Below are 12,800 nucleotides of genomic sequence, written 5' to 3' on the forward strand. Positions count from 1 at the left end.
GATGAACGCCAAGGACACACTCCCCACCGCCAACGCTGCCCTGCTGGAAATGCCCTTTGAAGGCTCCGAGCGCGCAGCCGGCCTGATCGACGCGCTCAACGCCTTCATCCACGGCGAACTGGCCGACCTCGCCCGCGCGCATGGTGTGGACCATGAAAACAGCGCCTCCACCGATTTGCTGCGCCAGGTCTGGAAGCTGTCGCATGCGCGCGGCTTCTACGGCATGACCCTGCCCGAGGCCATGGGCGGCGCCGGCCTGTCCGTGCTCGACCAGGTGCTGGTCAAGGAGGCCATCTACGCCACGGGATCGCCCTTCGCGCCCCATGTGCTGGGCGAACTCAGCGGCCCGCCGCGCATAGGCGCGCTGATCCGCAAGGCCACGCCCTTGCAGATGGAGCAGTTCATCCTGCCCGTGGCACGCGCCGAAAAGTCCATCTGCTTTGCGCTGACCGAGGCGGCGGCCGGCTCGGACGCGGGCGCGCTGGAGACGCGCGCCGTGCTGGAAGGCGACCATTACGTGCTCCACGGCCGCAAGCGCTTCATCTCGGGCTCGCCGTTTGCCGACTTCGCCGTGCTCATGGCCTCGACCGCGCCCGAGGGCAGCCCGCAGCGCGAGATCAGCGCCTTCTTCGTGGACCTGCATGCACCGGGTGTGCAGGTGGTCAGCGGCTACAAGACCATGGCCGGTCAATCGAGCACGGGCGACATCGTGCTCGACGGCTGCCGCGTGCCCGCTGCCCAGTTGATCGGCGAGCCGGGCCGGGGCCTGGCCCTGGCGCTGGGCCGCATCACCGTCAACCGCCTGCTGCACTGCCCGGCCATGCTGGGGCTGGCGCAGGTGGCGCTGCGCGATGCGCGCGACTATGCGCTGGGGCGCCAGCAATTCGGCCGCAGCATTGCCCAGTTCCAGTCCATACAGCACATGCTGGCCGACATGGCCACCGAATGGATGGCCGCGCGCGCGCTGATGGTGCAGACGGCCCGCGCCATCGACGCCGGCATCGACGCGCGCGCCCAGGCCTCGATGAGCAAGCTGTTCTGCTCGGAGACGGCGTTTCGCATCGCCGACCGCGCCGTGCAGATCCATGGCGGCGAAGGCATCGTCCAGGGCAGGCGCGTGGAATTCCTGTTCCGCATGCTGCGCATGTACCGCGTGCTCACGGGCACCAGCGAGATACAGCGCAACACCATCGCCAAGGAGCTGCTGGAGCGGGCCGGCGCCTGAGGCTGACCGGCAGCCCCAGCACTCCCCCAGCAAACAGAAAAGACAAAAGACCAGGAGACAAAGCCATGCCACACATCACCAGCAGCGGCCAGGACCGCCGCCAATTCCTGCAGGCTGCAGGCGCCGCATCGCTTGCGGCAGGCCTGCCCTGGGCCGCCACAGCCTCCGCGCACGACAGCGCCTGGCCCACGCGCCCCATCAAATGGGTGGTGCCCTACCTGGCCGGCACCAGCCCCGACACGGCCGCGCGCATCGTGGCCGAGGCGCTGTCGGCCCAGCTGGGCCAGCCCGTGGTGATAGACAACCGCGCCGGCGCGGGCGGCAACATCGGCGCCCGCCAGGTGGCCAAGGCGCCGGCGGACGGCTACACCCTGCTGTACTCGGGCTCGCCCATGGCCGCCGCCATGCGCATGTACAAAAGCCCGGGCTACGACGTGTTCAAGGACTTCCGCCATGTGCTGGGCATGTCGCGCTCGGACATCCTGGTCGTCGTGCATGCCGACTCCGGCATGCGCACGCTGGATGACCTGGCCGCCCGCGCCAAGGCCAGGCCGGGCGCGCTGGACTATGCCTCGGGCGGCGTGGGCACGCCATCGCACCTGGGCGTGGAGATGCTGGCCTCCAGCATGGGCCTGCAGGTCAACCATGTGCCCTACAAGGGCGCGTCCGAGCTGGTCAATGCCGTGCTGGGCCAGCAGGTGGCCTTCGGCGCCCCGCTGTTTTCCGTGGCCTATCCCCAGGTGCTGGCGGGCAGGCTGGTGCCGCTGGCCATTGCCGGCCCCCAGCGCAACGCCAAGCTGCCCCAGGTGCAGACCCTGGCCGAGCTGGGCGTGCCCGACGTCAACCTCACGTCCTGGGGCGGTGTGTCCGTGCCGGCCGCCACGCCCGATGCCATCGTCCAGCGGCTGCGCACGGCGCTGGAGGAGGTGCTCAGGCAGCCCAAGGTCATCGCCTTGCTGGAGCAGGAAGGCGGCAAGGTCGCCATCACCAGTGCCGAAGCCTATGCCAAGGGCTTCGAGCGCGAGATCCAGTTCACCCAGTCCATGATGCAGCGCGTGGGCATACAGCCGATCTAGGGCCTGGTACCAGGGCTTTGCACCGTGGCCGGGCACGGGCATGGCGGGCGGCAATCCTGCCCTGGCGCAATCGCTGGGATAATCCTGCCCATTCATGATCAGCCTTCGCAACATTACCCTGCGCCGCGGCACCCGCGTGCTGCTGGACAGCACCTCCGTCTCCATCAACCCCGGTGAAAAAGTCGGCCTTGTCGGACGCAATGGCGCCGGCAAGTCCAGTCTGTTCGCCCTGCTCAACGGCAGCCTGGCCGAGGACGGCGGAGAGTTCTCCATCCCTTCGCAATGGCGCCTGGGCCAGGTCGCGCAGAACATGCCCGAGACCTCGGAGACGGCCACCCAGTTCGTGCTGGACGGCGACACCCGCCTGAGCGAGCTCAACGCCCAGCTCGCGGCCGCCGAGGCCAGCGAGGACGGCATGGCCATTGCCCACGCGCACGTGGACCTGGCCGATGCCGGCGCGCACGACGCCGTGCCGCGCGCACAGGCCCTGATCCTGGGCCTGGGCTTCAAGGTCTCCGAGCTGGAGCACCCCGTCAACAGCTTCTCGGGCGGCTGGCGCATGCGCCTGCAGCTGGCGCGCGCGCTGATGTGCCCCTCCGACCTGCTGCTGCTGGACGAGCCCACCAACCACTTGGACCTGGACGCCCTGGTCTGGCTGGAAGCCTGGCTCAAGCGCTACCCCGGCACCCTGGTCGTGATCAGCCATGACCGCGAATTCCTGGACGCCATCACCAACACCACGCTGCACATCGAAAACGCGCAGGTCACGCGCTATGGCGGCAACTACAGCAAGTTCGAGGAACTGCGCGCCCAGCAGATGCTGCTGCAGCAGGCTTCGTTCGAGCGCCAGCAGGAAAAGATCGCCCACCTGCAAAAATTCATCGACCGCTTCAAGGCCAAGGCCTCCAAGGCCAAGCAGGCGCAAAGCCGCGTCAAGCAGATCGAGCGCATGGAAAAGGTCGCACCCATGCTGGCCAGCGCCGATTTCACCTTCGAGTTCAAGCCGCCCGCCAACCTGCCCAACCCCATGCTGGCGATCACGGACGCCGCATTCGGCTACCTGGACGACGAAGGCCAGGCGACCACCATCCTGCGCGGCGTCAACCGCTCGGTGCTGGCGGGCCAGCGCATCGGCATCCTGGGTGCCAACGGCCAGGGCAAGTCCACCCTGGTCAAGACCATCGCGCGCGAGATGAAGGCCCTGGCCGGCACCGTGACCGAAGGCAAGGGCCTGAACATCGGCTACTTCGCCCAGCAGGAACTGGACGTGCTGCGCCCCGGCGAAAACCCCATGGAGCACATGATCCGCCTGGCACGGGACACCGGCGCCACCGGCCCGCAGGCGCGCGAGCAGGACCTGCGCAGCTACCTGGGTACGTTCAACTTCAGCGGCGACATGGTCAAGCAGGCCGTGGGCAGCATGAGCGGCGGCGAGAAGGCGCGCCTGGTGCTGGCCATGATCGTCTGGCAGCGCCCCAACCTGCTGCTGCTGGACGAGCCCACCAACCACCTGGACCTGGCCACGCGCGAGGCCCTGGCCATGGCCATCAACGACTTCGACGGTACCGTCATGCTGGTCAGCCACGACCGCGCCCTGCTGCGCTCGGTCTGCGAGGACTTCTGGCTGGTCGGCCGTGGCGTGGTCGGCCCCTTCGACGGCGACCTGGACGACTACCAGCGCTACCTGCTGGAAGAATCCCGCCGCCTGCGCGAGGAAGCCCGCAAGGCCGAACAGGCGGCTGCGGCCACCAGCAAGGCGGCAGCGCAGGTGGAGCCCGCAGCAGGTGCAGCAGCTGCAGCACCTGCAGTGCAGGCCCCCGTGGCTGCTGCGCTGGCCCCGGCCCCCGCTGCCCCATCCACGCCGCCGGCCGCCAGTGCCGGAGACCAGCGCGAGCAACGGCGCCTGGCCGCCCTGGCCCGCCAGCAGATGGCCGAGAAGACCCGGCCGTTCAAGAAGGAACTGGAACAGCTGGACAAGCGCCTGCCCCAGTTGCAGGCCGAACGCACGCGGCTGGAGGGCCTGCTGAGCCAGCCCATCTCGCCCGCCGAGATGGCCGAAGCAGGCCGCAGCCTCAAGGCCTGCAACGACGAGATCGACAGCCTGGAAGAACGCTGGCTGGAACTGAGCGAGCAGATCGAGCAGCTGTCGGCCGCGATGTCCGACTGATTCCAGTCGTTCCCGAAAATCAGGCGGCCCCATGGGTGCGAGGCCCTTGCTCGCACCCATGACCGTCTGCCACCAGCGTCGTCCCGCGTGAAGACGGCGCTCCACTTCGGCTCCACCCAAGTGCGCCCCTGAGGCCCCGCCCTCCCCCCACTCCCCTCACGCCCTCGCACTCCCCCGTAGCCAGCGGAACGCATGGATCGTTCGGTTCAGGGTTTCCCCTAAATGAAAGATTTCATTCCTAAAAAATAATTAATGAAAGAGACCATTCAATTTCATTCATTCATGGAACTCCACCCCCACCCCGCCGTACAGGAACTGCTGCGCGCCAGCGTCGATGGCTCGCCCGCCGTCGCCCGGGTCGGCCGCTGGATGGCCGCGCATCCGGTCCTGGCCGTCACGCTGAGCGCCGAGGAAGTGGCCAATGCCTGCGGAGGCTCCCTGGCTGCCGTCAACCGCTTCGCCAAGCACGCCGGCTACGAAGGCTTTGCCGATCTGCGCCTGCACCTGGGCCGCCAGCTGCAACAGGCCCTGGAGCCCGTGAACAAGCTGCGCGCGGCGCACGAGCCTGCCGCAAGCGCCGTGGGAGCGCAGGCCTTCGAGCACACGCAGCGCAATCTGCAGGCGGCCGCACAGGCCTGCGACCCCGGCCTGCTCGATCAACTGGCCCAGCGCATCTGCCGCGCGCGGCGCGTCCTGTTCATGGGCTTTGGCAGCTCCCACCATGTGGCAGCCTTTGGCGCCGACGCGCTGCAGCCTTATCTGCCCCAGGTGCTGGAAGTGGCGTGCGCAGGCGGCACGGAGCAAGCCGTCCGGCGCATGACGGGGCTGACGGAGCAGGACGTGCTGATCGCGATCTCGCTGCCGCGCTACTCACGCGAAGCGGTGGAGCTGACGGCGCATGCGCGCCAGCGGGGCGCCCTGACCATCGCCATCACCGACGAGGCCACCAGCCCGCTGGCCGGCCAAGCCGACTACGTGCTGCTGGCCCCTGCCGCCCACCCTCTGCTGCCATCGTCGGTGCTGGCGGCCATGGCCATGGTCGAAGCGCTGGCCACCCAGGTCATCCGCGCCACGCCCCAGGCCGTGCGCAGCCTGGTCGAACTGTCCGAGTCGGTGCTTCCCTACCTGACACCGGACAGCAGCCCCGCTTCACCTGCGGCGAGCAAGCCGCAACCCCAGGCCCCCCATCCCGCCGCAAAGGACTCCGCATGAATGCCCCTGCCCGTTTCCGCTTTCTTTTCGCCTCGATGGCCGCCGCGGCCACGCTCGCTGCCGCGCCGGCCCACGCAGGCAAGACGCTGGATGGCATCAAGCAGCGCGGCGCCGTGGCCTGCGGCGTGCACACGGGGCGCGCAGGCTTTGCGCTGGCCGACGGCAGCGGCAACTGGTCCGGGCTGGACGTGGATCTGTGCCGCGCCGTGGCGGCCGCCACCCTGGGCGACGCCACCAAGGTGAAATTCATCCCCACCAGCGGCCAGACACGCATCACGGCGCTGCAGTCCGGCGAGATCGATCTGCTGGCACGCAACACCACCTGGACCTTCACACGCGACAACGGCCTGGGCCTGATGTGGGCGGGCATCAATTTCCACGACGGCCAGGGCTTCATGGCCAGGAAGAAGCCCGGCCTGAACAGCGTCAAGCAGCTCTCTGGCGCCACCATCTGCGTAATCAGCGGATCCACCACGGAAAAGACCCTGTCGGAGTACTTTCGCGCCCACAAGCTCAACTACAAGGCGGTGGTGTTCGACAACCCCGAAGCCGCCCTGCAGGCCTTCAGCAGCGGACGCTGCCAGGCCTATACCGGCGACCTCGGCGCCCTGGCCGTGCTGCGCGGCAAGGAGCTGGCCAACCCCGACGACTACGTGATCCTGCCCGAAGTCATCTCCAAGGAGCCGGCCGGCCCGGCCGTGCGCCGCGGTGACGACGAATGGTTCGCCGTCGTGCGCTGGACACTCAACGCCATGATCGAGGCCGAGGAACTGGGCATCACCCAGGCCAATGCCGACGAGCTCAAGACCCGCTCCGACAGCATTCAGGTCAAGCGTTTCCTGGGCCAGAGCGACGACCTGGGCAAGCAGCTGGGGCTGGACAAGGAATGGGCGCTGCGCATCGTCAAGGCCGTGGGCAACTATGGCGAGAGCTATGAGCGCAACCTGGGCGCCAGGTCGGGCCTGAACGTGCCGCGCGGCAAGAACGCGCTGTTCACCAAGGGCGGCCTGATGATGTCGCCGCCGATGAACTGACGCGCCGAGGGCACCCTGCCATGAACGCCGCGAACGCCGCGAACGCTGTGGATGCTGTGAAAGCCGTGAATGCCATCGACACCGGGGCACGGCAGCCACCGGCCCCCACCCGGCCACGCTGGGGCCGGCTGGCCTTGCAGCTCGCCATCGGCTGGCTGCTGATATTGCTGCTGGGCTGGCTGGCGCACAACGCCAGCCGCAACATGGCCGCGCGCGGCATTGCCGGGGGCTTCGGCTTTCTGGAGCAGACAGCCGGCTTTTCCATCTCCGAAGGGCTGCTGCCCTACGAGCCCGGCGACAGCTACCTGCGTGCGGTCGCAGCCGGCGTGGCCAACACGGTTCGCGCCGCCGTGCCCGCGCTCGCGCTGGCCACCGTGCTGGGCCTGCTGCTGGGCGTGGCCGCCGTGGCAAGGCATCCGCTGCTGCGCGGCGCCGTGCGCCTCTATGTCGATGTGGCGCGCAACATCCCGCTGCTGGTGCAGGTGCTGCTGTGGTATTTCGCGCTGACTTCGCTGCTGCCCGATGTGGACCACCCTCTGGCCATCGGCCCCCTGGGCTTTCTGAGCAAGGCGGGGCTGGCCCTGCCCGGCCCGGTGTACGACAGCGCGGCTGGCTGGCACTGGAGTTCTCCGCAACCGGGCATGTTCGGCATCGACGGAGGACTGGCGCTGACGCCTGAATTCCTGGCCCTGGTGGGCGCCCTGGGCCTGTATGCCGCCGCCTATTGCGCTGAAATCGTGCGCGCCGGTCTGCAGGCCATGCCGCGCGGGCAATGGAACGCTGCCTCGGCCCTGGGCATGCGCCGCGGCCAGCAGCTGCGCCTGGTCGTGCTGCCGCAGGCCCTGCGGGTGATCATTCCCCCCTATACCAACCTGGCGCTCAGCACCATCAAGAACTCCTCGCTGGCCGTGGCCATCGGCTACCCCGACGTGGTGATGGTCGCCAACACCGCCATGAGCCAGACCGGCCAGGCCATCGAATGCGTGACCATCATCGCGGTGGTCTACCTGGCCATCAACCTGCTGACCTCGCTGGCACTGAATGCCTTCAACCAGCGCAGTGCCTTTATCACACGCTAGCCGGGAAAGACCTGCCCATGAGTGCCGTACTCCGCGCACCGGCCCTGCCGGTGGCCCCGCCCCGGGTTCCGCTGGCGCAGCGCCTGCGCGCCAGCCTGTTTCCGGATGCGCTCTCCGGGCTCATCACCGCCACGCTGCTGCTGGCCGCGCTGTGGGCGGGCTGGAAACTGCTGGCCTGGGGCCTGCTCGACGCCGAAACCGCAGCCAACCCCGACACATGCCGCGCTGCGGCCGGCGCCTGCTGGGGCGTGGTGCGCGAGAAATACCGCCTGGTATTCCTGGGCCGCTATCCCGTGGCCGAACAGTGGCGCCCCGTCGCCGCCAGCCTTTGGCTGCTGGGCAGCGTGGGCGTGGCGGCGCTACCGCGCTTCTTCGGCCGCGCCGGCATGGCAATGCTGCTGGCCGGGTTGACCGGCTTTGGCGTGCTGATGGCCGGCGGTGTGGCCGGCCTGGCACCCGTGCCCAGCGATCTGTGGGGCGGCCTGCCGCTGACCCTGTTCCTTGCCGTGATCGCCTGCCTGGCCGGCGTTCCGCTGGGCGTTCTGCTGGCGCTGGGCCGGCGCTCCAGCCTGCCCTTGATCCGCATCCTGTGCACGGGCTTCATCGAGGCCGTGCGCGGCGTGCCCCTGATCACGCTGCTGTTCTTCGGGGCCTTCGTGCTGCCCATGCTGGTGCCCGCGCAATGGAGGGTGGACCCCATGGTCCGCATCGCCGTCTGCCTGGCGGCCTTCAGCGCGGCCTATCTTGCCGAGGTGTTTCGCGGCGGGCTGCAGGCCGTGCCCCAAGGCCAGGTCATGGCGGCCCAGGCCATGGGCTTCACCAGGGTGCAGGTGCTGCGCCACGTGGTCCTGCCGCAGGCGCTGCGCGTGACCATCGCGCCCACGGTGAGCAACTTCATCGGCGCGGTGAAGGACACCTCCCTGGTGGCGATCGTGAACATCTACGACATCACTGGCTCCCTGAAGATGGCCATGAGCGACCCCCACTGGATTGCGTACTTCGTGGAGATGTACATGGTGGTCTGTGCCGTCTACCTGCTCATCGGCCTGGGCATCGCCCGCTATGGCCGCTTCCTGGAATCGCGCTACGCACTCCAATGAACATGCCCCAGAACTCCCGAAAATTTTCCATTGCCGTGCACGGCGGCGCAGGCACCGTCATCCAGGGCCAGGCCGACGAGGCCCCCTACCACGCCGCGCTGGCCCAGGCGCTGGAGGCGGGCGCCGCCCTGCTGCGGCGCGGCGCCAGCGCGCTGGACGCCGTCCAGGCCGCGTGCCAGTCCCTGGAAGACTGCCCGCTGTTCAATGCCGGGCGCGGCTCCGTCTACACGCGCGACGCGCGCCACGAGATGGACGCCGGCCTGATGGACGGCAGCAACCTGCGGGCCGGCGCAGTCGCTTCCGTCAGCCAGGTGCGCAATCCGATTGCGCTGGCGCGGCATGTTCTTGACGATGGCCAGTGCGTGCTCCTGGTCGGCGAAGGGGCGCAGCGGTTTGCCGATGAGCGCGGGCTGGCGCGGATGGATGCAGGCTACTTCGACTCTGCCGAGCGCCTGGCACAGCTGCGCCGGGTGCAGGCGCAATCCGGCCAGACCGCGCTGCTGGACCACGACGCCAGCGGACTGGCGGCGCACCCTGCTCCGCTGAACGAGAACGGCAAGATGGGCACGGTCGGCGCCGTGGCGCGCGATGTGCATGGCAACCTGGCCGCTGCGGCATCCACCGGCGGGCTGACCAACAAGCGCCCCGGGCGCGTGGGCGACACGCCCGTGGTGGGCGCAGGTTTCTACGCCGACAGCACCACCTGCGCCGTGGCGGCCACCGGAACCGGAGAGCATTTCCTGCGCGCAGCCCTCGCGCACGACATCCATGCGCGCATGCGCTACCTGGGGCAAAGCCTGGAATTCGCAGCCGACGCCGCAGTGCGGGGCACGCTGACACACATCGGTGGCCAGGGCGGCGTGGTGGCCGTGGACAGCGACGGACGCGTGCACTGCCCCTTCAACAGCGCCGGCATGTACCGCGGCTACATCGTGGACGACGCGCCTGCCGTGACCCTGATTTTTGCCTGATGGACGTTTTCACCCCGGGTTGACCTGTGCCCACGCATTGCGGGCAACGAGGCGTAACAGCATCGACATCGGCCCGCCACGCCCGTAAGCCTCTGTCAGGAAACGGATTTTTTCTCACCTCGCCAAAAATCTGTCTTCAAACTGACAGATCCCCACCTCCAGGCTTGCAATTGCTTGCGTCCTGGGGCAATCCCTGAGTCAACCTGCCGCCACTGCCCCGCGTTGAACACGCAAAGGAGTGACTGCAATGACCGACATCTTTTCCCACACCGCCCTGCAGACCCGCTTTGCAGCCGCTGCGCTGGCCCAAGCTGTCTGGCCATGGGATGACCGTGACCGCAAGCGCGGCCCCCGCAGCGCTTGAAAACCGGGTCACGAAAAAGTTTCGACTTCCTTCGAAAATTTTTTAAAAACCTGTCAACCAGCTGAATCCAGCCCGCGTTAAGAGAGCAATACAGGAGAAGTTTCCATGCAAACGAACGCCATCATGTCCATCTGGCCCGAAGACGAACGCGATCGCAAGCGCTAAGGCGCTGGCTGGCGCACACGGTGCCCCAGTCTCTGACACCACCGGTCTGACGGCCTTCCGTGCAGACCCCCTCTTCCACAGAACCCGCTTCAGCGGGTTTTGTCATTTCTGGGACATTTGCCGCGGGGCTGCCCAACAAAAAAGGAGCCCGGAGGCTCCTTTGCAGCGCGAACCCTTGCAGGTTCAATGCATGTGCAGGCCACCGTTGACCGAAAAATCGGCGCCGGTGGAATAGCCGCCTTCCTCCGAAGCCAGCCAGGCGATGATCGATGCGATCTCGCTGGGCTCGCCCAGGCGCTTGACGGGGATGGTGCCCACGATCTTCTCCAGCACGTCGGGACGGATGGCCTTGACCATGTCGGTGCCGATGTAGCCGGGGCTCACGGTGTTCACGGTCACGCCCTTGGTGGCCATCTCCTGCGCCAGCGCCATGGTGAAGCCGTGCATGCCCGCCTTGGCGGCCGAGTAGTTGGTCTGGCCGGCCTGGCCCTTGGCGCCGTTGACCGAGCTGATGTTGATGATGCGGCCCCAGCCCTTTTCCACCATGTCGCCCACGACCTGCTTGGTCACGTTGAACATGGAGTTGAGGTTGGTCTCGATGACGGCCTGCCAGTCTTCGGGCGTCATCTTGATGAACATGCGGTCACGCGTGATGCCGGCGTTGTTGACCAGCACATCGATGCTGCCGTGCTCGGCCTTGGTCTTGCTGAAGGCTTCGACAGTGGAAGCCCAGTCGCCCACATTGCCCACCGATGCATGGAAGGTGAAACCCAGCGCCTTTTGCTCGTCAAGCCACTTCTGGAAGTCGCGCGACGGACCACAACCTGCGATGACCTTGAAGCCTTCCTTGTGCAGACGCTGGCAGATGGCCGTTCCGATGCCTCCCATTCCCCCTGTGACATACGCTACTTTTTGAGCCATTCTTCTCTCCTGTCAATCAATGGTTGCTTCAGATCAATCTATCCATGACAACCGGAACATTGACGCCGGTTATCGCCAAGGGTGCCTGAGCCTCTGGGCCCGGCCCCCTCGCATGGCTAGTATGCAGCGCGTGCGCTGCGCCCCTCTTCGGGCAGGCCCTAGTCAAGCCTAGGATCTACCCTGAAAGCTTGCTAACGTTTTCCCGGAGCCTTTCAGACGCGCTCCACGGTCATGGCCACGCCCATGCCGCCGCCGATGCACAGGCCGGCCAGACCCTTCCTGGCGCCGCTGCGCTGCATCTCGTGCAGCAGGGTCACCAGGATGCGGGCGCCCGATGCGCCGATGGGGTGGCCGATGGCAATGGCCCCGCCGTTGACGTTGACCTTGGCCGGATCGATGCCCAGCTCCTGGTTCACCGCACAGGCCTGTGCCGCGAAGGCTTCGTTCAGCTCGAACAGGTCCACGTCCTGCGCAGACCAGCCGGCGCGCTGCAGCGCCTTGCGCGAGGCGAACACCGGGCCCAGGCCCATGGTGGCGGGGTCCAGACCGCTGGTGGCATAGGAGACGATGCGCGCCAGCGGCGTCAGGCCCAGGGCCTTGGCCTTGGAGGCGCTCATCACCACCACGGCGGCGGCGCCGTCGTTCAGGCCCGAAGCATTGCCGGCCGTCACCGAGCCAGCCTTGTCGAAAGCCGGACGCAGGCCTGCCAGCGCCTCGGCGTTGGTCTTGCGGTTGATGTACTCGTCGGCCGCAAAGACCACGGGATCGCCCTTGCGCTGGGGAATGCTGACGGGAACGATCTCATCCACGAACTTGCCGGCGTCCTGCGCGGCCGTGGCCTTTTGCTGGCTGGCCAGGGCCAGGGCGTCCTGCTGTTCGCGGCTGACGCTCTTTTCCTTGGCCACGTTCTCGGCCGTGATGCCCATGTGGTACTGGTTGTAGACGTCCCACAGGCCGTCCACGATCATGGTGTCGGCCATCTTCCACTCGCCCATGCGCTGGCCGTCGCGCGAGCCCGGCAGCACGTGGGGGGACAGGCTCATGTTCTCCTGGCCGCCGGCCACGACGATCTCGCTGTCGCCCGTGGCCACGGCCTGGGCCGCCAGCATCACGGCCTTCAGGCCCGAGCCGCAGACCGCGTTGATGGTCAGGGCCGGGGTTTCCTTGGCGATGCCGGCCTTCATCATGGCCTGGCGTGCAGGGTTCTGGCCTGCGCCAGCGGCCAGCACCTGGCCCATGATGACTTCACCGACCTGGTCGGTGCCGACCTTGGCGCGGCTCAGAGCCTCGCGGATCACGATGGAGCCCAGTTCGGTGGCGGGGATCTTGGCAAGGGTGCCGCCGAACTTGCCAACGGCAGTGCGGACAGCGGAAACGATGACGATGTCTTCCATGATGACGGACCTTTCTTTGGACTCTTGAAGGGATGCCCGGGCGCGCACTGCCGAAGCTGCGGCAGCGGCACCCTGCATTCAAGCCGCGGCGT

The 12,800-nt window shown here is 67.6% G+C and carries 10 protein-coding genes; 8 read left to right on the top strand and 2 right to left on the bottom strand.

Features of this window, described 5'->3' with window-relative positions:
- Position 1 precedes the first annotated feature (1 nt).
- From ACRSCF_RS15435 to ACRSCF_RS15470, 8 genes are all read left to right on the top strand, one after another.
- Positions 2-1,225 carry an acyl-CoA dehydrogenase family protein gene (locus ACRSCF_RS15435; RefSeq protein ID WP_016453489.1) on the top strand — a complete coding sequence of 408 codons (1,224 nt, stop codon included), beginning with the start codon at positions 2-4 and terminating at the stop codon, positions 1,223-1,225.
- A 65-nt stretch (positions 1,226-1,290) separates the two neighbouring features.
- A complete protein-coding gene (locus ACRSCF_RS15440) occupies positions 1,291-2,301 on the top strand; it encodes a tripartite tricarboxylate transporter substrate binding protein (protein ID WP_070080396.1) in 1,011 nt (336 codons plus the stop codon).
- Between the two features lie 94 nt (positions 2,302-2,395).
- Positions 2,396-4,468 (top strand): ABC-F family ATP-binding cassette domain-containing protein, encoded by a 2,073-nt coding sequence (locus tag ACRSCF_RS15445; RefSeq protein WP_160852510.1) that lies wholly within the window; start codon positions 2,396-2,398, stop codon positions 4,466-4,468.
- 282 nt (positions 4,469-4,750) lie between these two features.
- Complete coding sequence (locus tag ACRSCF_RS15450; protein WP_231574450.1) at positions 4,751-5,680, top strand: MurR/RpiR family transcriptional regulator; 930 nt, start codon at positions 4,751-4,753, stop codon at positions 5,678-5,680.
- Positions 5,677-6,714, top strand: coding sequence for an amino acid ABC transporter substrate-binding protein (locus ACRSCF_RS15455; protein ID WP_244451683.1), 1,038 nt, complete (start codon positions 5,677-5,679; stop codon positions 6,712-6,714). The genes ACRSCF_RS15450 and ACRSCF_RS15455 overlap by 4 nt, the downstream gene beginning before the upstream one ends.
- A 20-nt stretch (positions 6,715-6,734) precedes the next feature.
- A complete protein-coding gene (locus tag ACRSCF_RS15460; RefSeq protein WP_324622267.1) occupies positions 6,735-7,793 on the top strand; it encodes an ABC transporter permease subunit in 1,059 nt (352 codons plus the stop codon).
- Between the two features lie 17 nt (positions 7,794-7,810).
- Complete coding sequence (locus tag ACRSCF_RS15465) at positions 7,811-8,893, top strand: amino acid ABC transporter permease (RefSeq protein WP_034363905.1); 1,083 nt, start codon at positions 7,811-7,813, stop codon at positions 8,891-8,893.
- Positions 8,890-9,864: an isoaspartyl peptidase/L-asparaginase family protein gene (locus ACRSCF_RS15470; protein WP_244451685.1), complete on the top strand. Its 975-nt coding sequence runs from the start codon at positions 8,890-8,892 to the stop codon at positions 9,862-9,864. The genes ACRSCF_RS15465 and ACRSCF_RS15470 overlap by 4 nt, the downstream gene beginning before the upstream one ends.
- Before the next feature lie 712 nt (positions 9,865-10,576).
- Here ACRSCF_RS15470 and phbB read toward each other — a convergent pair.
- Positions 10,577-11,314 carry an acetoacetyl-CoA reductase gene (phbB, locus tag ACRSCF_RS15475; protein ID WP_016445929.1) on the bottom strand — a complete coding sequence of 246 codons (738 nt, stop codon included), beginning with the start codon at positions 11,312-11,314 and terminating at the stop codon, positions 10,577-10,579.
- 212 nt (positions 11,315-11,526) lie between these two features.
- Complete coding sequence (locus tag ACRSCF_RS15480) at positions 11,527-12,708, bottom strand: acetyl-CoA C-acetyltransferase (RefSeq protein WP_016445928.1); 1,182 nt, start codon at positions 12,706-12,708, stop codon at positions 11,527-11,529.
- Positions 12,709-12,800: the final 92 nt, after the last annotated feature.

The sequence above is a fragment of the Delftia sp. 11MD genome, assembly GCF_050907895.1.
GTDB lineage: Bacteria > Pseudomonadota > Gammaproteobacteria > Burkholderiales > Burkholderiaceae_C > Comamonas > Comamonas tsuruhatensis.